Annotated in this window: 21 protein-coding genes and 2 pseudogenes; all 23 read left to right on the top strand. The window is 39.5% G+C overall.

Features of this window, described 5'->3' with window-relative positions; all coding sequences use genetic code 11:
* The first annotated feature begins 41 nt into the window (after positions 1-41).
* The 23 genes and pseudogenes from DXB43_RS14300 to DXB43_RS14180 all read left to right on the top strand — a co-directional run bounded on the left by DXB43_RS14300 (position 42) and on the right by DXB43_RS14180 (position 21,362).
* Positions 42-644 (top strand): Type 1 glutamine amidotransferase-like domain-containing protein, encoded by a 603-nt coding sequence (locus DXB43_RS14300; RefSeq protein WP_077326061.1) that lies wholly within the window; start codon positions 42-44, stop codon positions 642-644.
* A gap of 54 nt (positions 645-698) precedes the next feature.
* Positions 699-1,217 carry a ClbS/DfsB family four-helix bundle protein gene (locus DXB43_RS14295; protein WP_117699394.1) on the top strand — a complete coding sequence of 173 codons (519 nt, stop codon included), beginning with the start codon at positions 699-701 and terminating at the stop codon, positions 1,215-1,217.
* Between the two features lie 141 nt (positions 1,218-1,358).
* Entirely contained in the window at positions 1,359-1,532 is a 174-nt protein-coding gene (locus tag DXB43_RS14290) for a zinc-ribbon domain-containing protein (protein WP_117947885.1), read from the top strand.
* Positions 1,507-1,959: a DUF1016 domain-containing protein gene (locus DXB43_RS14285; protein ID WP_330408426.1), complete on the top strand. Its 453-nt coding sequence runs from the start codon at positions 1,507-1,509 to the stop codon at positions 1,957-1,959. Before DXB43_RS14290 ends, DXB43_RS14285 begins: the two co-directional genes overlap by 26 nt.
* 459 nt (positions 1,960-2,418) lie before the next feature.
* Positions 2,419-3,132, top strand: coding sequence for a TetR/AcrR family transcriptional regulator (locus DXB43_RS14280; RefSeq protein ID WP_242986271.1), 714 nt, complete (start codon positions 2,419-2,421; stop codon positions 3,130-3,132).
* Entirely contained in the window at positions 3,129-6,923 is a 3,795-nt protein-coding gene (locus DXB43_RS15545; protein ID WP_243006691.1) for a pectate lyase-like adhesive domain-containing protein, read from the top strand. The genes DXB43_RS14280 and DXB43_RS15545 overlap by 4 nt, the downstream gene beginning before the upstream one ends.
* Positions 6,924-7,304: 381 nt before the next feature.
* Positions 7,305-7,880 carry a transcriptional repressor LexA gene (lexA, locus tag DXB43_RS14270; protein ID WP_227572943.1) on the top strand — a complete coding sequence of 192 codons (576 nt, stop codon included), beginning with the start codon at positions 7,305-7,307 and terminating at the stop codon, positions 7,878-7,880.
* Positions 7,881-8,010: 130 nt separating this feature from the next.
* Positions 8,011-8,736 (top strand): ImmA/IrrE family metallo-endopeptidase, encoded by a 726-nt coding sequence (locus DXB43_RS14265; RefSeq protein ID WP_117699135.1) that lies wholly within the window; start codon positions 8,011-8,013, stop codon positions 8,734-8,736.
* 555 nt (positions 8,737-9,291) lie between these two features.
* A complete protein-coding gene (locus DXB43_RS14255; RefSeq protein WP_243006690.1) occupies positions 9,292-9,873 on the top strand; it encodes a sigma-70 family RNA polymerase sigma factor in 582 nt (193 codons plus the stop codon).
* An 87-nt stretch (positions 9,874-9,960) separates the two neighbouring features.
* Positions 9,961-10,209 (top strand): excisionase, encoded by a 249-nt coding sequence (locus DXB43_RS14245; RefSeq protein ID WP_330417895.1) that lies wholly within the window; start codon positions 9,961-9,963, stop codon positions 10,207-10,209.
* Between the two features lie 9 nt (positions 10,210-10,218).
* Positions 10,219-11,364 (top strand): site-specific integrase, encoded by a 1,146-nt coding sequence (locus tag DXB43_RS14240; protein WP_117947884.1) that lies wholly within the window; start codon positions 10,219-10,221, stop codon positions 11,362-11,364.
* Between the two features lie 328 nt (positions 11,365-11,692).
* Complete coding sequence (locus DXB43_RS14235; RefSeq protein ID WP_117947883.1) at positions 11,693-12,181, top strand: hypothetical protein; 489 nt, start codon at positions 11,693-11,695, stop codon at positions 12,179-12,181.
* An 82-nt stretch (positions 12,182-12,263) separates the two neighbouring features.
* Complete coding sequence (locus tag DXB43_RS14230) at positions 12,264-13,400, top strand: Fic family protein (protein ID WP_117947882.1); 1,137 nt, start codon at positions 12,264-12,266, stop codon at positions 13,398-13,400.
* Positions 13,401-13,677: 277 nt separating this feature from the next.
* Positions 13,678-13,860: pseudogene (locus DXB43_RS15665) on the top strand (YoaP domain-containing protein); the annotation flags it as partial.
* Between the two features lie 378 nt (positions 13,861-14,238).
* Positions 14,239-15,435 carry an ATP-binding protein gene (locus DXB43_RS14220; protein WP_117947880.1) on the top strand — a complete coding sequence of 399 codons (1,197 nt, stop codon included), beginning with the start codon at positions 14,239-14,241 and terminating at the stop codon, positions 15,433-15,435.
* A gap of 65 nt (positions 15,436-15,500) precedes the next feature.
* Positions 15,501-16,136 carry a GDSL-type esterase/lipase family protein gene (locus DXB43_RS14215; RefSeq protein ID WP_117947879.1) on the top strand — a complete coding sequence of 212 codons (636 nt, stop codon included), beginning with the start codon at positions 15,501-15,503 and terminating at the stop codon, positions 16,134-16,136.
* A gap of 174 nt (positions 16,137-16,310) precedes the next feature.
* Positions 16,311-16,916: a helix-turn-helix domain-containing protein gene (locus DXB43_RS14210; protein WP_117947878.1), complete on the top strand. Its 606-nt coding sequence runs from the start codon at positions 16,311-16,313 to the stop codon at positions 16,914-16,916.
* A gap of 17 nt (positions 16,917-16,933) precedes the next feature.
* Positions 16,934-17,518, top strand: coding sequence for a DUF4304 domain-containing protein (locus tag DXB43_RS14205; protein ID WP_117947877.1), 585 nt, complete (start codon positions 16,934-16,936; stop codon positions 17,516-17,518).
* A 110-nt stretch (positions 17,519-17,628) separates the two neighbouring features.
* The gene (locus DXB43_RS14200) at positions 17,629-18,780 is read left to right on the top strand and encodes a hypothetical protein (protein WP_117947876.1); all 1,152 of its coding nucleotides are present in this window, start codon (positions 17,629-17,631) and stop codon (positions 18,778-18,780) included.
* Positions 18,781-18,907: 127 nt separating this feature from the next.
* Positions 18,908-19,879: pseudogene (gene xerA / locus DXB43_RS14195) on the top strand (site-specific tyrosine recombinase/integron integrase).
* Positions 19,880-19,933: 54 nt separating this feature from the next.
* Positions 19,934-20,236: a type II toxin-antitoxin system RelB/DinJ family antitoxin gene (locus tag DXB43_RS14190; RefSeq protein ID WP_199535100.1), complete on the top strand. Its 303-nt coding sequence runs from the start codon at positions 19,934-19,936 to the stop codon at positions 20,234-20,236.
* Complete coding sequence (locus tag DXB43_RS14185; protein WP_117947874.1) at positions 20,236-20,556, top strand: type II toxin-antitoxin system RelE/ParE family toxin; 321 nt, start codon at positions 20,236-20,238, stop codon at positions 20,554-20,556. Before DXB43_RS14190 ends, DXB43_RS14185 begins: the two co-directional genes overlap by 1 nt.
* 41 nt (positions 20,557-20,597) lie before the next feature.
* The gene (locus tag DXB43_RS14180; RefSeq protein ID WP_117947873.1) at positions 20,598-21,362 is read left to right on the top strand and encodes a class I SAM-dependent methyltransferase; all 765 of its coding nucleotides are present in this window, start codon (positions 20,598-20,600) and stop codon (positions 21,360-21,362) included.
* The last annotated feature ends 34 nt before the right edge of the window (positions 21,363-21,396 follow it).

The raw sequence follows: 21,396 nt of genomic DNA, 5'->3' as shown, positions 1-21,396 counted from the left end.
TAAATTGGAAAATTAGAATTTATATATAAAGGAGAATATTGATGAAACTGTTTTTATGTTCGCACTTTTCAAGTGTAGGAAGTCTGATAAAGGAAGAAATTGAAAATAAAAAAGTCGCATTTATTCCAACAGCTTCGCTGCGTGAAGGCTACACCGGTTATGTCGGCTCGGCTCGAAAATTATTCAAAAAGTTGGGAGCAATCGTAACTGAAATTGATATTTCAACGGAGGCTTATTCAACGATACAGTCTGTTTTTGAAGATGCGGATGTGATATATTTTACCGGCGGAAATTCTTTTTTCCTTATAGACCAGCTCCGTAAAACGGGAACGGATGAGCTGTTGAAAAAAGAATTGGCAAAGGGAAAACTGATGATTGGTGAATCGGCAGGTGCGATTATATGCGCTCCAAGCATCCAATATATCGAGCAAATGGATGAAAAGCCGGAGGACTACTCACAAGAAGATGATGCAGGGCTTGATTTGATTGATTTCTATGTTCTTCCGCATTATCTTACAGCACCATTTAAGAAAGTTACCGAGAAAATAATGACTGAATTTTCGGATTTGAATCTATGCCCTATTAACAACCATCAGGGAATTGTAATTGATGGTGAAGGTTCAAAGGTTATTTGCAAAGACTAATTTGAAAAATCCTTTTTTTGAAACTGGAAAATCGGAAGCTGAGGAGATAGACTATTGAGAACATATGAGAATAAAGACGAGCTTAAAAACGAGATAAATAAAAGCTTTGCAAAGTATATTTCAGAATTTAATGATATTCCGGAGCATTTAAAAGATAAGAGAATTGATGAGGTCGATCGAACTCCGGCAGAAAATCTTGCTTATCAGGTTGGCTGGACAACTCTTGTTATTAAATGGGAATCAGACGAAAGAAAGGGTATTCCTGTCAAAACTCCTTCGGATAATTTTAAGTGGAATCAGCTTGGCGAATTATATCAATGGTTCGCAGATACATATGCTCAGCTGTCACTGCAAGAATTGAAAGACAGATTGAATGAGAATATCAACTCTATTTATGTAATGATTGATTCTCTGAGTGAGGAAGAATTATTTAAACCACATATGAGAAAATGGGCTGACGAAGCAACTAAAACAGCTGTCTGGGAAGTATACAAATTCATACATGTTAATACAGTTGCTCCGTTCGGAACCTTTAGAACCAAGATTAGAAAATGGAAAAAGATTGCACTATAACTTCCAGTTTGCCAACTTGCCCTTTGAGAGAGGAGAAATCCCTTTCCCATAGGGCTTTTTCTATTTATACGGATATTCGCAAACTACAAGATAAAGCCAAAACTTCATATACTCTAAGCACAAGGAGGTTGAGGTTTGGCTATGAATAACAGTTTAGCAGAAGTACACCCGGAGCTTGTTTCGGAGTGGTCGGAAAAGAATTTAACGCTTACGCCTGATGACATTACTTTCGGTTCAAATAAAAAAGTATGGTGGAGAGGTGCTTGCGGTCATGAATGGCAGGCAAGAAATGTTGGAAACAGATATAGAAAATGAACTTGTAAAAAATGTTACTTCTCTACTGATGGAATTAGGCACTGGTTTTGCTTTTATGGGACAGCAGTATCATCTTGAAGTTGGAGGAAAAGATTTCTATATAGACCTTCTGTTCTATAACACAAAGCTTAGATGTTATGTAGCAATAGACCTTAAAACTGGCGAGTTTAAGCCAGAACAGGCAGGAAAGATGAATTTTTATTTATCTGCTTTAGACGATTTAGTGAAAGCTCCAGAGGATAATCCATCAGTGGGACTTATTTTGTGCAGAGATGAAAATAGAACAATTGCAGAGTATGCATTGAGAGATATGTCAAAACCGATTGGTGTCAGTGAATATCACTTATGCACGGATTTACCGTTAGATTTGAAAAATGCATTACCTGCCGTAGAAGATATTAGAAGTAGAATTGATATGAAAAAGTAATTTGTGCAGACCGTCTGCACAAATTGCAAATTTAAATTGCATTGAACAAAAAGCCTTTATGGGCGGAAATTTTCAATGGAATAAAAATGACAGATATGTTGTATCAGTGTTATTGGCTGAAGGATAATACATAGTAAAAGTGTTCTTAGAGATTTTGGACTCCGTGAATCCAAAATCTATACGGCTGTTATTGAAGATTTATATATTGCTTAGATTGTTGCCACAGTGAGGCAACAATCTAATTGTGCAGACGGTCTGCACAAATTGCAGGATAAAAGTTCATTGAACAAAAAAGCCTTTATAGGCTGTAATTTTCAATGAAAACAAAAACTTTACTTTTAACATTGGTTGAGTTAAAAAGAAATAAATTGAGTTAAGCGGAAAAATATCAAATGCCAGTTGCTTTTTCACTCTCGAGATGATATTATTAGTATATATACTAATAATATTTGAAGAGAGGTGATATATTTGCGGAGAGACAGCAGTGAAACAAAGAGGAAAATACTGACTGTGTGCGTCCGTCTCTTTCTGGAACAGGGGTATAAAAACACCACTGTCAGTCAGATTGTGGACGAAGCAGGTGTTGCAAGAGGAAGCTATTTGAATCTGTTTCCCACCAAGGATAAAATTTTGCTGGACTTGACCGAAACGATGTTCGGCGGACAGTTCGGCGTGGCAAGAAGCATTGCAGACAGCAAGCTGCCGCCGGTTTACGCCTATGCGGTGGAAACGGCGATCCAACTGACGCTGACCGAGCTGAACGAGAACCTGCGGGAAATCTACATTGAAGCCTATTCCCTGCCCGAAACATCGGAGTATATCTACCTGCATACCACGGCAGAGCTGAAGCAGATTTTTGGTGAAAATTTCCCCGATGATACCGAGAGCGACTTTTACGAGATGGAAATCGGCACGGCGGGACTGATGCGCAGCTATATGGCGAGAAAATGTGATATTCATTTTCCGTTGGAACGCAAGCTCAGCCGTTTTCTGACGGCGGCGATGCGGGTGTATCGTGTACCGGAGGCAGAGCAGGCAAAGGTGCTTGCCTTTATTCAATCATTAGATATTAAAGCAATTGCCACAGAGGTTATGTATAAACTGTTTGCCATGTTGGAAATGAAATACGATTTTAAGCTGTCAAAGAACGGCGAAATGGAGGAAACAAGATGAAGAAACGATTATTCAGTATCCTGCTTGCTCTGTGCATGGTGCTCTGCCTTGTGCCGACCACGGCATTTGCCGAGAGCGAGACGGAAGAACCGCCTGTATGCACCTGCGAAACGGCCTGCACGGCAGAAGCAATGAACGCAGATTGTCCCATCTGCGGCGCAGAGGGCGCTTTGCCGGAAAACTGCGAATGCAGCGAGCCCATTGAGAACGCAGAGCCGGAAGGCGAAGAGAACGAAGAACAGTCGGAGGGGGAAGTGTCCGCCCCCCAGCCGGAGACAGCCTTGACATCGTTAATTGGCGGGAGCGAGACGGTAACAGAAGTCAGCACCGCGGATGAGCTGACTGCGGCTGTTGCTGATTCTAAGGTCAACACCGTCAAGCTGACAGGGGACATTAGCATCAGCAACTCCCTGACCGTCAACCGCACCGTGACGCTGGACCTGAACGGTCATGTGCTCAAATACGAGAGCGCAAACAAGGGCAGCGTGATTGTGGTCGAGGGCGGCGGGCAGCTGACGATCGAGGACAGCAATACGAGTAATCTCTCGCACAGATTCAATCCGAATGGCAAACTGTGGGTGCTGGACGAGGCAAGCGGCACAGAGACCGTCACCGGCGGCGTCATCACCGGCGGCACGGGCTATCCGATTCTGCTATATGGCTCCTACTACTATTATGGCGGCGGTGTGTATATCGCATCCGGCGGGCAGTTGACCATGACCGGCGGCAATATTATCGGCTGCTCCGCGACGTACGGCGGCGGTGTACATATTGATGGTGAATCGGGTCAGTTCTCTATGTCCGGCGGCAGCATCGCCGGATGCGTCGCCTCCATCATCGGCGGCGGTGTTCGTGCTTCCGGCACGTTCAAAATGTCAGGTCAGGCGGTCATTCGCAGCTGCACCGCCGAAAGCGCGACCCAATTTGTTTTCGGCGGAGGCGTATATGTCAACGACAGCAGCAGCTTTGAAATGTCTGGTGAGGCAAAAATCAAAGGCTGTCAGGCAATCTCCAACTCTTCCCATTCTTCCAACGGCGGAGGCGTATATGTCAGCAGCAGCAGCAGCTTTGTGATGTCTGGTGAGGCAAAAATCGAAGACTGTAAGGCAATCTCCAACTCTTCCAAATCTTCCAACGGCGGGGGTGTCTTTCTCGCAAACGGTACGTCGCTCACCCTGTCGGGCAACGCCGTGATTCAAAATTGCACGGCAACGAATTCCGTCAACTCCGGCGAAGCCTATGGCGGCGGTGTGCGCGCCTTTTATGTGAGGGAGATCACCTTGGCGGGCAGTGCGAGCATTGCCGGCTGTGCTGCGGCAAACGGAAGCGGACTATACATCACCGGCTCTACGACACCTGGCTATGGGATTCTTTACGCCAACGGCGGCTCGGTTGACGGCGACGTCGTGCTGGGAGATACAACAGAGGGTCCCTGTACCATTACAGGCTCCGGCGAGACTGTGTTCAAGGGCAAAGTGACCGTTACCCCCGGCAGCACCATCGAAAACGGTAAATTCAACGGCGAGGTCATCAACAACGGAACCATCACCGGCGGCGTTTTTAACAGCACAGTTTCCGGCAGCGGTATCATCAACGGCGGCACATTTAACGGCACCCCCGATCACATCACCGGCAGCGGCACGGAGACAGATCCCTATCAAATCAGCACCGCCGCGGGGCTGAAATGGTTCCGGGATAAGGTGAACGATGCAAAAACCGAAGAAGAAACCAAAATCTGCGCCGTGCTGACAGCAGCCATTGATTTGAATAACGAACCGTGGACGCCAATCGGAAACTATACCGAAGGAAATAAGATTTACTACGAGGGCACATTTGACGGCGGCGGCCACACCATTTCCGGCCTGAACGTTACGGACAACTTCAGGTATGCCAGTCTATTCGGTGCTGTAAAAGGCGGCACGATTAAAAACCTGACAGTGGCAGGTAACGTATCCCATAATTATAATTTGACGGGTCTAGCCTGTCACGTCGGCGGCATTGTGGGCGGCGCTTTGGATGCTGCGACGATTGAAAATTGCAGCAACAATTGCAGCGTTACTGGCGGCAGTGGCGATTATATTGGCGGTATTGCTGGCAGTAATATTGACAATGCGAGAATCATCGACTGCTATAATGTTGGCACAATTACCGGCACAATTAATGGAACTGGCGGTGTTACGTGGCTTAACATGGGCACGATCTCCAATTGCTACAATGTTGGAACGATTAAAACACCCTATAATAGTGATGCTGTTGGCGAAATCGTTGGCCGTAATCATGGCACTGTAGAAAACTGCTACTATCTTGCCGGTACGAACCTGAACGCAGTTGGCCAAAACAATAGTAATGGCAACATTACAAAAACAGAGTCCAAAACCGCCGCAAACTTCGCCAACGACACGGTGCTGGCGCTGCTCAAGGCTGACCGCGACAATTCTCCGTGGGACAGCTGCCAGTATGTGGCTACGGCAAAAATAACCCTGCCCGTGTTCAAGGGACAGGGCGATGAACATACCCACAATGGGAACTGGACATCGAACGACAACGGCACCCACAGCCGCCGCTGCACCTGCAATGTCGTGGAAACACAAAACTGCTCCGGTGGCACGGCAACCTGCACCCAAAGAGCAAAATGCACAGTTTGCGGTGCGGAATATGGCGATGTTCTGGGACATGATTTTACTACCAGTTGGACACATGATGATAACGAGCACTGGAAGCAGTGTTCCCGTTGCGATAAAAAGGATGACGTAGGCCCTCATACTTGGGACAACGGTACGATAACAACAGCGCCTACCTGCACAAAAGCGGGCAAAAAGACATATAGCTGCACCAAGTGCGACGCAACAAAAATAGAGCCGATTCCAGCTACGGGCCATAGCTGGAAGTCCGATTGGACGTCCGATGCAACGCATCACTGGCATGAATGTGCCAATGAAAACTGCGATGTGACGGATAACGCGGGAAAGAAAGGCTACGCGGAGCACTCCGGCGGCAAAGCGACCTGCACCCAAAATGCCGTCTGTGAGTTTTGCAAGGCTGAGTATGGCGAAAAGCTGCCCCACGACTTCACGGCGGAGACCGTGGATGCAAAGTACCTGAAATCCGCCGCCACCTGCACGGAAAAGGCGGTCTACTACAAGTCCTGCGCAGTCTGCGGTCTGAGCTCCGAGGGCACGGCGGATGAGGCGACCTTCTTCTCCGGCAATGCGCTGGACCACAACTGGGGCGCTTGGACGCAGAACAGCGATGAAAAGACACACACCCGAATCTGTAAGCGTGACACCAGCCATACGGAAACCGAGAATTGCATCGATGCAAACAAAGACCACAAATGTGATATCTGCGATTATATAATCAGCGAGTGTGCAGACGATAACAAAGACCACAAGTGTGATTATTGCGGCAAGAAGCTGATTGAGCACACCGGCGGGAAAGCGACCTGCAAGGACAAGGCAAAGTGCGAAGTCTGCGGTGCGGAATACGGTGAGCTTGATGCGAAGAACCACACCGACTTAAAGCACTTCCCGGTAACTGCGGCGACCAAGACCACCGAGGGCAATATCGAGTACTGGTACTGCGAAGGCTGCGGTAAATATTACAGCGACAAGGACGGTACAAAGGAAATCAAAAAAGCCGACACCGTAACGGCGAAGCTGAAGGACGATTCCAAATCTCCGCAGACCGGCGATACAAGCAACCTTGCTTTGTGGATTGCCCTGCTGTTTGTCAGCAGCGGTGCTGCCATTGGTACAACGGTTGTCAGCAGAAAGAAAAAGTACAACAAATAATTGAATAGCGTTCCCTTGCTCCAGCTTCCGAGCAAAACAAAAGCGTCGTAGCAATACGGCGCTTTTGTCGGAGAAAGAAAATAGCGGATAGAATTATTTTGGAGGAATGAAAATGAAGAAGAAACTTCTCGGTAAGAATCCGGAACTTGCATTGTATAAGAAAAGATGAAAATAGAGAAAAATAGTAAGCCATTGGAGTTAATGATTTCAGTGCAAGCAAAGGAATTTTGAGGTGTTAGCAAATTGCGACACCTCTTTTCTTTTACGAAAAACCTACTTGAAAAATTTTTCGTATCAGGTATAATAAAACTATCGAAAGCAAACTGCTTCTGATAGAAAAGAAAGTGAGGTGCAGGTATGAGAAGCAAGAGTCCTGAACTTATGAGTGAAATAAAAAAGTATATCGAGGATTATTACCTGCAAAACAGACAATCCCCATCGACTACAAAAATTGCTGAAGCTGTTGGCATTGCCAGAGGTACAGCATATAAATACTTAGTAGAGATGGCTGAGAAGAATATGATTGAGTACGACGGGCAGGAGATTCGCACCAATGTGACCCGTAAGTACAGTGGCGAACAAACACAGACACCGATTGTAGGTTCTATTCCTTGTGGCAGTCCTCAGTATGAGGAAGAAAATATTGAAGAATATGTATCACTTCCTACTGCTATTTTCGGCAAAGGAGATTTCTTCATATTAAGAGCAAGCGGTCAGTCTATGATTGAAGCAGGGATTGATGACGGCGACCTTGTGGTTGTTAAAAAGCAGGTAGAAGCCAAAGAGGGCGATATAGTAGTTGCCCTTGTGGATAATCAGAATACATTGAAACGGTACTTCCGAGATGATGAGAATAAGAAAATCATTCTCCATCCGGAAAATAAGAAGATGAAAGACATCATTGTAGATGAGTGCTGCATTCAGGGTGTGGCTTGTCACATCATCAAAGAACTATAACAGAGGACAGACGAATGAGAACACTTGAAGGAATTCGCTATCTAATCAATTTGGATAGTGCGGAAATACAACAGAACTTTGCCGGAGGAGTTGCACCGCCGGACAAGGTGGAGTCGGAGGTGGACACAACTTGAGTATTTATATGTCAAGAGCCGAGTTGGAAGAAATCAGCGAAGGCTTGATAACAGCTTATGCTAATAAGTTTAGCAATCGAGTGATTCAATCCATCGACATAGAACATTTCATTACAGAATTTCTTATGTTACGAATTGAATACGCTTCTTTCGCAGAAGATGATGCAGGCAGGATTGGTTTTCTGGCAGATGGAGCAACACCACTGCTGATACATCAGGACGGAAAAATTATTCCCTTTGTTTTTCCGAAAGATACCATCATACTTGATAAATTTCTTCTTGCCGAAAAGGAGCAAGGACGTCGCAGGTTTACAATGGCACACGAAGCGTCACATCATATCTTGAGTAAGATGTATGCAATGCCGAGTGAAGGACGCTTTCATGCAGAGTATGACAGTGAGCGTAGTTATTCCAAAGAGGAACTGGCTCAGATGTTTGCGTCTGTTGAGTGGCAGGCAGATACAATGGGAGCTTCGCTTCTTATGCCGAGAAGGATTATTGAAAATGCCTTGGCGAAATATAATCAGTCAAATCCGATAAAAGTTTATGGTGATAATACCATTGCTTCAAAGGAAAAAGCAGTTATTCGTAGAATGGCAGCTTATATCGGAGTATCTTATACAGCCTTGGTTATCAGATTGAGAGATATGGGACTATTTGAGTATCACAATATCCTTGAATACATTTCCAATGAATTAAATCTTGGAGGTGTTTCGCAATGAGGTTACAGACTCAGGTAGCACCTGAAATACAAAAGAGATTGCTTCTGTCAAGAGTAGAAGCAGAAAGCCTGAAAGAGCGTGATATTCTCTGCCCGACTTGCGGGTTCAGGATACAGAGAGTTTTTTCAGACGCAACTGGACATTTGAGTGTGAAGTGTCAGAAGTGCAAGAATGTCCACATCTTAAATCTCGCTTACTTCCGCAGAATCCGTAGGAATGGATATGGCAGGAATTGCAGGCGATGAGGATTACAAGTAAATATCGAAACGATTTCTAATCGAGTAAGCGGAGATAAGCAATTTATTTGCTAAACTACCAAGCACCGTACGAAGCCGGATAAGTGAAGAATAGAAGTATTCTTTGCTGTCCAGATTCGACGGTGCTTTTTTGTTGCTGTTTTATTCGATTATACTTCGTGCAGTATTAGGTCTTTTCCCTTACTTGGGAAAGGACTTTTATGTTTTATACCGTTTGGCAGTGCCAGATAGCTAAGTATCCGTAATCTCCGAATTTTGAAACTTATCAATTTTTCAAAATTCAAAGGAGATTACGAAAATGACAAACAAACTTACATTAACAGAACAAGAAGAATTATTTGCAAAGGATCGTAAACTGATAAACCTTAAATACGAATATAACGGTTATACCGGAGATGAGAAATGGGCAATTATTACGGAATTATCTGTAAAAGAACTTTGGGAGAAGTATCCACTTGTTATAGAAAGATATTCTCCGTTTGTACATCTTTCCATTGCACAGGGAGAGGTAATTGACGATGCAAACCGAAATGAGGACAAGTATGCAAAGAGAAGCAGTCGCACACTTGACTGCTATGGATATGACGATGAAATGTCCTCACAGTTCCATAAAGAGCTTGCCATTATGTTTGACGACCCATTTGAAAGAGCAGAGGAAGAAAGACTTGAACTGGAAAGAGAAGAATTACGCCAGTGTGAAATCAGGAAAGCAAGAATAGCACTTTCAATGTTGCAGCCACTTCAAAGGGAACGCCTTATGAAGAATGTGTGCTGCGGTCTGAGTTCCAGAGCGATTGCAAAGCAGGACTTTTGGACTTTGGGTTTACAAGCCGGAGGGGAAAGAAAATATTCGTTGTCTATGCCCGAAGTGCCTGAATGATTACATCCACAATCCGGACTATATTGTAAGGCGACTTGACCCATTTGCAAAGCGAAAAGACAGATGTGATAAGTGTGATGGGGATGGTTGGGATTATGTTGTTACCGACAGATATTCATCAAAGAAAGAAAACTCATAAGCAATGCTGAAGAACCAATATGGGAAAGAAAGTGGCTGACAATCGAAGAAGCCGCAGCATATTCCGGTATAGGAAGAACGAAGTTGCGTGAGTTGTCTAATCAAGCAGGTTGTCCATTTGCAATATGGATAGGCAATAAAATCCATATTGTGAGGGAACGACTGGACAAATATATAGATAAGCAGTTTAGAATTTAGGAGGACACAATGGCGACAAAAAGAAAAGATAAATCAAGAGTTGTTCTGAAAACCGGAGAGGTTCAGAGAAAAGACGGTACTTATCAATTTAGCTGGCAGGACAGCCAAATGAAAAGAAGATTTGTTTACGCAAGAACTTTAGATGACCTGAGAGAAAAAGAGAAGCGTATTCAGAAAGATAAATGTGATGGTATTAAGACCGAAGCACGATATACAACCATTGATGAATTATTTGACCTTTGGGCAAATATGAAAAGAGGGCTGAAGAAATCGGATATTAAGAAATATTACAATTATCTTGTTGATGAAAGAAATTTGAAGCCTTCAACGATTGATAATATACATACGGTTCTTCATCAGGTTTTACAGATTGCTGTCGATGATGACTTCATCAGAAATAACCCGTCAGATAATGTGTTGAGAGAATTGAAAAAAGCACATTGTTTTCAGTCGGAAAAGCGTAGAGCGTTGACGAAACTTGAGCAGGAGCTATTTCTGAATTTCATGAAAACCCACCCTGTATATGAACACTGGTATCCGGTCTTTGCAGTAATGATAGGAACTGGACTTCGTGTGGGGGAAGTAACTGGATTGAGATGGTGTGATATTGATATGGAAAGTGGAATGATTGATGTTAATCATACTCTTGTATATTATGACCACAGAACTGAGGGGAGTAAAAGTGGCTGTTATTTCAATGTAAATACAACGAAGACTCCGGCTAGTATGAGGCAGGTTCCAATGCTCGGTTTTGTGAGAGAAGCATTTGAACAGGAGAAACAGAAGCAGGAAGATTTAGGACTTCATTGCGAGGTCACGATTGACGGATATACAGATTTTATTTTCGTCAATCGTTTTGGTCAGGCACAGCACCAAGCCACACTCAACAAAGCAATCCGAAGAATTATCCGTGATTGCAATGATGAGCAGTTTTTGCACAGTGATGAACCTGATGTGTTACTTCCTCATTTTAGCTGTCACTCGCTTAGACATACATTTACAACAAGAATGTGTGAAGCTGGAGTAAATATAAAGGTCATTCAAGACGCACTCGGACATTCAGATATTTCAACTACACTGAACATCTATGCTGATGTTACAAAAGAAATGAAAGCGGAAGAGTTCAAAGGATTGGATAGCTACTTCAAAGTATAATATTGGACTTCACATACAGAAAGAGAACATACAGAGTGTTGTGTGTTCTTTTTTCTTGTTCTGAAGCAGGAAAAGATAAGGCAGCGTTACTTTGATGTGGATTGACATTGTAAATAAGAGAAGTTATAATTTCTTGTATATGAATATGCTCTTGCATATACTACTATCGCCCTACATCATTTACATCATATTTTACATCATTTGCCCGCAAAGTGACTCAAAGTAGAGCAAAAATATGAAGTATGGGGGATAATTGGAATATTGAGAATTTAATAGTATTAACACCAGCTTGGTCGAGTATGAAAGAACCACAAAAAGGGTCCCGACGATGAAGAGTCTTGATTCCGATAAAAAGGCAGCTAAGGCATCTAACAACAACGGAGCACAGGCTGCATCAACTGCTTCTGCAGAGGCTGCAGAACCGGTTGAAAAGATTGACTTTTCCAACGTAAAGATTGAGCCTTTATTTGAGGAAGAAGTAGACTTCGATACATTCAGTAAGTCAGATTTCAGAGCTGTTAAGGTAAAAGAGTGTGTAGCAGTTCCTAAATCAAAGAAATTATTACAGTTTACTCTTGATGACGGAACCGGCACAGACCGTACTATTTTAAGCGGAATCCACGCTTATTATGAGCCAGAAGAGCTTGTTGGAAAGACACTTATTGCCATCACAAATCTTCCACCTAGAAAGATGATGGGAATTGAATCTTGTGGTATGTTACTTTCAGCAGTAAACAATCTTAAGGATTCAGAGGATGAAGAACTTCATCTTCTCATGGTTGATAACCATATTCCTGCTGGTGCAAAATTATATTAAGAATAAAAATAGATATTCCCCATCAGGTTACTGGTGGGGGATTTTGCCATAAAGGTAATGCATATGAATTGAGGTAGCAGGTATGGAAAAAGATCCATTTAAAGAATATCTGAAAGAGGCAGAACCAGACAAAGCAGGCAAAAGCTATGCCTGGAGTACGGCAATCGGACTTCAGGCAGTGGACGGACTCAAACCATCTAAATATTTGATTGATACTGCCATTCAGAATATTGAAGGCAAAATCACAATGAAAGAAGCACAGAGCCTTATCGACAGCTATTATGGGGAAAAACCTGTGCATTTTTCGGATGAGGAACGTATAGAAGAAGCGGATAAGGTATCTTCCCGTATTGCAGGGATACTTTCTGAAACAGCATTTTCCTTTTCTCCGAATGAATATATCTCAATCCATCGTAAACTTTTTCGGGGAATATATAAGCATGCCGGGAAAATCAGAGATTACAATATTACGAAAAAAGAGTGGGTACTTGATGGCGCAACTGTAATGTATGGAAGTGCATCAGAATTGAGAGAGACACTTGAATATGATTTTTCACAGGAAAGGGATTTCAGCTATAAAGGACTTTCGATGGATGAGATTATTCATCATCTTGCAGTGTTTGTTTCACGATTGTGGCAAATCCACATTTTCGGTGAGGGTAACACAAGGACAACGGCAGTATTCTTTATCAAGTATCTCGGGACACTTGGCTTTTCTGTAACAAATGATATATTTGCGGAAAATGCGTGGTATTTTAGAAATGCACTTGTCCGTGCAAATTATACGAATCTGCAAAAAGGCATTCACGAAACAACAGAGTATCTGGAAGCGTTTCTCAGAAATCTGCTCTTGAACGAGAAAAATGAGCTTCATAATCGAAATCTTCATATAAGTGGACTTTTGAACGAAGAAAAAGTGGACATTGGAGATTCGAAAGTGGATATTGAGAATGAAAAAGTGGACATTCAAGAAACAAAAGTGGATATTGAAAGTGTGCTTTCCGAAAAAGGTAGTGATTTTTCAGTAAAAACGACAGTTCATATTCATAGACTTTTTGAAAAGTTTGGCTTTGATGAGGTGTTTGGAAGAAGTGCAGTTATGGAGCTTCTTGAGCTAAAAGGTTCAGGTGCTTCAAAACTTCTTTCCAATTTGGTGCAGGCAGATATTATTGAACCAGTGTCCGGTCACGGAAAAGGAAAATATAAATTTAAGATGTAATTTAACAGATTAAGTTCGTTGAACAAAAATGCCTTTTTGGGCTATAATTTTCAATGAAAAAATGAGAGATATGTTGTACCAATGTTATGGGTTAAAGGATAAATAAATTGGACTATACTAAGATATTTCATGATAACTTAGACAATATTCAGAAAAAAGTGGAGCAGATAATAGAAATTTAGAATCGTTTAAAAATCTATCTAAAGAGGTGTTTGCACAATGCAGCACCTCTTTTTTTGCACAAATTTTTCATCATTTGCACACATACCGTGTTCTTGAAGTTGCCAGGGAAAGAGAGGTTCCGTTTCAGGCAACCAGATTGGAAACGAAAGAAGAAGCACAGAATGCTCCGACACCGGTTACAACCTATGCATTGTTTTATAATGGAGAATACCTTACGAATGAGCAGATGAATGATAAAAGATTTATAAAGCTTCTGGATGGATGGAAAAATAAATGAGCAAATTCGAACTCTACTCTCCGTAGGTTGAGGATATTCATACGCTGAAATAGAATGGTGTCATGGATTGCAGTTACAGCAGGAAGAAGCCGTATCCACAGGGCAATGCAGAGGCGAGATTTAAAATGAATGGTGTGAAGATAATCTATTTATACTGCAATCAGAGTGGTCTGTTTTAGGAAGAAACGTCAAACCATGCGCTTACGAAATGTCTGCTGCTTTTTTGTTCTATAAGAAAATGCCATTACCAGAAAATGAATTATTTAAGAAAAATGGGAATAGAATAATGACAGAAGCAGCTGACTGTGCTAGAATATGCATGAAATGTATTACCAAAATATAAAGAAATTTAAAAAAATGGGAATAGGAGATAGTGATATGCAGTTTATGGTAAGGCAAAAGTATCTAGATGAATTGATTGAATTATATGGGACGCCAGATATAAAAGTAATCACGGGCATCAGACGGAGCGGCAAGTCTGTTTTGCTGCAGGAATTTATCACTTATCTGCAGTCGTTAGAGGAAAAGAGCAATATTGTAATGATAAACCTTCAGGAATTAGAGTTTGATCATTTGCTGGAATATCATGCATTGCATAAGTATATCCTGGGTCAATATAAAGAAGGAATGAATAACGTATTATTGATTGATGAGGTTCAGATGTGCCCTCAGTTCGAACTTGCAATCAATAGTATTTATACAAAAGGAATCTATGATATTTATGTTACCGGATCAAATGCATTTTTGTTAAGTTCAGATCTGGCAACACTTTTTACTGGAAGAACGATGGAAATAAAGGTATATCCTTTTTCTTTTGTGGAATATCTGACTTATTATGGAATTACGGATGGGTATGATGATGCATTTGATCAGTATGTCCGAACCGGTGGTATGCCGGGAGCTTATGTATATAAGACAGAGGATAGACAGTATGATTATATCAGAGATGTGTATGGGACTATTCTTATAAGAGATTTGGTTGAGAAATATAGAATAAGAAATACATCAGAGTTTGCCAGTATATCTGAATTTATGATGGATAATATTGGCAACCTGCTTTCTCCCAATAATATCTGCAAGACATTAAATAATGACCAAAGAGAGATTACCAGAAAGACAGTATCAAAATACATTGGTTATTTAGAGAACGCATTTCTATTTTATGAGGCAAAACGGTATGACCTAAAGGGGAAAAAATATCTCGAAAACAATAGTAAGTTTTATCTTTGTGATCCAGCATTTCGATATGCAGTCAATGGTACACGAAATATGGACTTTGGAAGGGTTTATGAGAATATTGTTTATCTGGAGTTACGAAGGAGAGGTTATGAGGTATATGTTGGTAAACTTTATAAAAAAGAAGTGGACTTTGTAGCAAAGAAACGAGACACACTGATATACATTCAGGTAAGTGACAATATTTCAGATGAAACAACATTTGAGAGGGAATATTCGCCATTGCTTGCAATACGAGATGCATATCCTAAGATGGTAATTGCAAGGACACATCATGAAACTTATGATTATCAGGGTGTGCAGGTGGTCGATATTTGCAGATGGCTGCGATACAGATAGATGAATTCCAGTTTGTATAATTAAGAAAATCGGGAGTCAACAGGACAAATGAAAGGAATAATGTTATGGACGATAATCAAAGGATGAAAATCAGAAATTTCGGGTATTTAAACCAAGGAGCATTAAAAGGGCAAATTCTTTTTACAGGATCATCCTTGATGGAAATGTTTCCTGTCTGTGAAATTGCACGAAGCCAGGGTATCGAACAAGTGATATATAATCGCGGCGTTAGTGGATTGAATACAGATGAGTTTCTGGAAAATATCGATACATTGCTTTTAGATCTTGAGCCATCAAAGATATTTATCAATATCGGTACTAATGATATTACAAAAGAACGATTTGGAAATCAGTGGATGTTACATTTAATGGATAATATCTGTAGAATCATGGAAATTATCAAATTCCGTATTCCAGATGTGGAAATTTTTATCATGGCGTTTTATCCTGCAAATCTTCACCTGCCATGGCAGACAGAACAATCAATCCAATGGATGAAACTCCGTACTCCTGAAAATCTTATATTATGTAATCATCGATTAAAAGAAATAGCAGAAAAATACGGTTGTCGTTACCTTGATTGTAATGAAGCACTTGTTGATGAACATGGTGAACAGAAATCGGAGTATGCCATTGATGGTGTACATATGTATGCAAATGGATATTTGAATGTTTTTAAGTCTTTAAAGCCTTATTTGTAATTCATGAAAGGGTTTTATTAGTGGAACAGAAAGTAAACAAATCGGTATTTTTTTAAGTAAATTACAACTCTACGGAGCGTAGAAACCGCTAAAACTCACCATATTCTACGTTACGTGGGTGTAAATAAACAGTAGGAATTTATACAATGAATCCAGAAAGGAGGACACGAACCTATGGACCAAATTAAAATAGGTAAATTTATTGCTGAAGAAAGAAAAGCAAAAAAATATACTCAACGGGAATTGGCAGATAAGCTTAGTATCAGCGATAAAACAATCTCAAAATGGGAAAGGGGTAATGGTTTCCCAGAAGTATCATTGTTACTTCCACTTTGCAATGAACTAGAAATTACAGTAAATGAACTTCTATCTGGTGAAAGATTGCAAGCGATGGATTATAAAAAGAAAGCGGAGGAAAATATGGTGAATTTAGTGAAAGAAGCTCAAGAGAGTAAAAAGAAGATTATAATGTCTGCAATGGTTAGTGTTTTGGTAATTGTTGCAGCAGTACCTTTATTTGTTGTTGCGGGAATGTTTGAAATGCAGGTATGGACTAGAGTGCTATTGATGGGGATTGGATTTGTAATAGTGGTAATGGGAATCTCTATTGCATGTGTATTAGACAGAGAAGCAGGAGCCTTTGAATGTCCTGAATGCAAGGAGCGATTTGTTCCTGATATGAAATCCTATGTTATGGGACCTCATACAATTACCAAAAGAAAGTTAACTTGTCCAAAATGTGGATGTACAAAATATTGCAAACATGTTTTAACCAGATAAGGTGAAACTTCAAATTTATGAAGATGGAGAAAATTATGCAGGATATATTTAAGAGATTAATAAATGAAATATTTTTATTAAAATTCAAACCCTATGGTTGGAAAAAGCAGGGTTCAAATTTTAGATATATAGATGCATATGGGTTGGGACGGGTTATAAATTTTCAAAAATCAAAATGGAATACTGCTGATGAATTGGAATTCTTTATTAACTATGGATTGTATATAGAAATTGATAACCAGCTTGTGAATAAATCTTTTAAAGAATATGAATGTCAATTCAGGGCAAGAACAGGATTAGATAAAGGTAGTTTTCATCTGAATAGTGATACAGATTTTGAAACACTACAAAGACGGGTAGAACAGGCTCCAGATGAGGCAATTAATCAATTTGATAAAGTAGGAAACAAAGAACATTATATATCAATGATATTAAGTGGTGAGTTACAAAAATATACAGGAACACCTATTATGAATTATTATACTTGTAAATTATTTTCTGATATAGGGTATTATGAAGATATTTATGATTATGTAAAGGAAAAAGGTGGTCCTTATTTTGAGATGTTAACAGCAGAAATAGAGAGTAAAACGAAACACTAAAATTAGGTATGTAAAGATAGTGTATAGCTTTGAAAATTGGAAGTTGTCGAGCTGATTAGTCCGATATAATTTTGATTTTCCTGAACTAAAAAATAGTAGGAGCAGAAGCGATGAATGATGAACAAGCTAGAATAGTAACTGAAATATTAGAAGCTGATTCTACATTAGAAAAAATATTGATTTATAAATCCGGAGATATGGATGGGATTCAGATATTATTATTTGATGAGGAAAAATCCAATATGAAGGGATTTGGTGAAAAAAAATTTGGTTTATACTATGTTTCCCCATTGGCTGATTATAATAAATTATGGGTACTTGATAACAACTGTACAGATGCGTTTGAATTGAAAGTGTCAAAATTAGTTAATTTTGATATTAATATAATAGAGCGATTAGATAAATATTATAAAGGGAAAACCATAGAAGATGGAGAGAATTTTGAAGAATTATTATTATATATCAAAGCAGAAGGGTATGATGTTGATGTATTAACAGCAGTAATCGAGCGTTTAGGAAAACAATACGATTATGAATCGGTTAAGAGAACGCTGGGGGCTTTTTACAAATATATGACTAATAATTGCAAGATAGAGGATGAGATATTATACAAAGATAAGGGCTTTGACGAGTTTTGCAAAAAATGTTTTGCTGTTGGGAATTTATATAATAATCATATGGTTCTACAGAGGCAATATGATTTTATATGGTGTATATTAGCAAAGGCTTTCTTAATTAAGATAGATAGGAGTTGTAAAAATAAATTTGATATTTTACTTGAGTTTTGTTTGAATGATTTGAAATGTGCCATGCATCAGGAATTGTATCTTTTGGCGCTATATTTCAAAAATGATCCAAGCATTGGAAGAGTTTTTGCAAAACTAAGTAAGGACTATAATAAGGGAATAGAATATGCACTTGAAAATACGACATGGGATTTATTTCATTCGAGGATGACATTCGAACATACTAGATTTTATGATACAGTTGAAAATATAGTTATTTTACCCTATTTTGCAACAAATGACAAAGGAGTGTATCAATATTTGAGCAAATGTTTATTTAAAGCTGTTATTATAGATCATGGTAAAATGATTCCTGCATATAGAAGTTCGATTGAACTTTCCAGCTATATAATGAATGAAAGTCTTCAATTCCAACTTTATGATGAAGAACATATTATGAAAAGAAAAGTTGACGTGACACAAGTTAATATTAATTTAATTAAATCAAAACTTTTGCAGGAATTAAAAACAATATGAAGTCATTCTATTACAATATATAGAATGAAATGCTTAAATGGAGCATAATTCATAAAATTTCAGTAATACGTTCTGTTGATGTGCTGATTTTTCTACGATATACTCCTTCAAAAAGAAGTGTGCTCTTATGGGTAGAGAAATTTATGACATCATCAATGACATGGCAGAAGTATTAAATGCATCGCAGATGCAGAAACTACAAGAGGTGTTGGTAAAACGGTTATCTGAAAATACTGTATCTGATTATTTGCAGACAACGAATATGGACTTTCTAGATATGTTTTTAACTGCAAAGCATTTAGAAGGGTGTTCTGACAAAACAATACGCTATTATAGGTGTAATATTGAAAAGATGTTGGATACAATAAATATTCCGGTCATAAAGATAACGACCGAGATGCTACGAAAATATCTTGTAGAGTATCAAACGATAAATAATTGTGGAAAGGTAACTATTGATAATATTCGTAGAAGTCTTTCCACATTTTTTTCGTGGCTAGAGGAAGAGGACTATATTATAAAAAGCCCAATGAAAAGAATTCATAAGGTAAAGACTGCCGTTATTGTAAAAGATACCATTCCAGATGAGAAAATAGAAATTCTTAGAGATAATTGTAATAATCTGCGTGATAGGGCAATGATTGATTTTCTGCTTTCAACAGGAATTAGAGTAGGCGAATTGGTAAGGCTGAACATTGATGATATAGATTTCTCTGAGCGGGAATGAGTGGTTTATGGCAAAGGAGACAAAGAGAGGAAAGCATATTTTGATGCTAAGACCAAAATTCATTTGTTGAATTATATTGAATCAAGGACAGATAATAATATAGCGTTATTTGTGTCGTTAAACAAACCACACAGTAGACTTACTGAAAGAGGTGTGGAGTTACGATTACGAGAAATGGGGAAGAAGTTAGGTGTAGAAAAGGTACACCCACATAAGTTCAGAAGGACGATGGCCACCAGAGCAATTGAGAAAGGTATGCCGATTGAACAGGTACAGAAAATTCTGGGACATGAGCAAATAGATACAACGCTCAGATATGCAATGGTTAATCAAAACAATGTGAAGCTATCGCATCGAAAATATATTTCATAGATTGACTTGTAACGCAAAAGACGTTACAATAAAAGAAAGATGGAGGTGTATTCTATGGGAAAAACAGCAACATTAAATATAAGAGTAAATCCAGATGTAAAAAAAAATGCAGAAAGTGTATTGGCACAATTAGGGATACCAATGGCTACTGCTATAGATATGTATTTAAAACAAATATCATTAGTAGGAGGAATTCCCTTTTCTATTGTATTACCAAAAGCAGCTAATTCAGTGAATGCAGATATGATGTCTGTTACACAGATTCATCAAAAGTTAGAAAAAGGATATGCCGATATAGAGAAAGGAAATGTTGAGGATGCAACTAGTGCGTTTGTGGCATTTAGAGAGAGGCATTAATGAAGCAATATAAGGTAGAGATTACAAAAGAAGCTTTGCAGGATATGGAAGATATATACAATTATATTGCTATAGATTTGCTTGCTCCAGATAATGCAATGGGGCAATATAATAGCATTGCTGATGAAATACTTACATTAGACACTTTCCCAGAACGATTTAGGATTATGGATTCTGAGCCGGAAAAGAGAATGGAGTTGCGTAGAATGCTCGTCGATAATTATTCAGTGTTTTATACAATCCGTGACGAAAGGGTAATTGTAACGGATGTGTTATACACGGCATCTGATATAGAAGCACGTTTGAGAGGCGAGCTATAAAAGCACGCGTTTATTTGAAGTTTACAGCGAGGTAAAAGTTTATGAATAACTATAATGAAGTGAAAAAATCATTTGGTACACAAGCAGAGAAATTTGCTTCATATCATATGTCTAAGGCAGAATATACCGATTATTTGATTCGTAGTATTCAGGCAAAGGGCAATGAACATGCATTGGAGGTTGCTGCTGGAACCTGTATATGTGGAAGAGCAGTGGCTCCTTATGTTAAGGACATTACTTGTTTGGATTTGACAGAAGCAATGTTGGAGCAGGGAAAAAAACTGGCAAAGCAAGAAGGTATTCAGAACATATCATTTGTATCGGGGAATGCGGAATGCTTACCTTTTGAAGATGAAACATTTGACCTTGTGATTACAAGACTTTCATTGCACCATTTTGTTGAGCCTGAAAAGCCTTTTCGGGAGATGCAACGAGTTTTGAAAAAAGGTGGAAAACTTGTTATTTGGGATATGGTAGCGACTACAGAAGAATTGCGTGAAACTAATGACGCTATTGAAACGATGCGTGATAACTCACATATAAGAATACTTAGCAGAGAAGAATTTGAAGCATTGTTTGAGGATGCTTTTGAGCTTCAGCTTGAAGAAACAACACTTGTTCCTGTAAATCTACAAAGTTGGATGGATTTGACAAGTACACCAGAGGATATTCAAAAAGATATTATTGATAAAATGGAATACGATTTGAATGGTGGAGATAAAACAGGTTTTAATCCCTATATCAAGGAGGGACAAATATGCTTTGACCATAGGTGGTTATTGCTGATTGGAAAAAAGGAAAACTAATCCCCATTTATCAAGAAAAAGAAACTTTCAGTTT

Origin of the sequence: Roseburia sp. OM04-10BH, assembly GCF_003462605.1 — a bacterium.
In the GTDB taxonomy this organism is placed as follows: domain Bacteria; phylum Bacillota; class Clostridia; order Lachnospirales; family Lachnospiraceae; genus Roseburia_C; species Roseburia_C amylophila.
The sequence above is the reverse complement of the archived record's forward strand: the minus strand, read 5'-3'. Positions and strand labels throughout refer to the sequence as shown.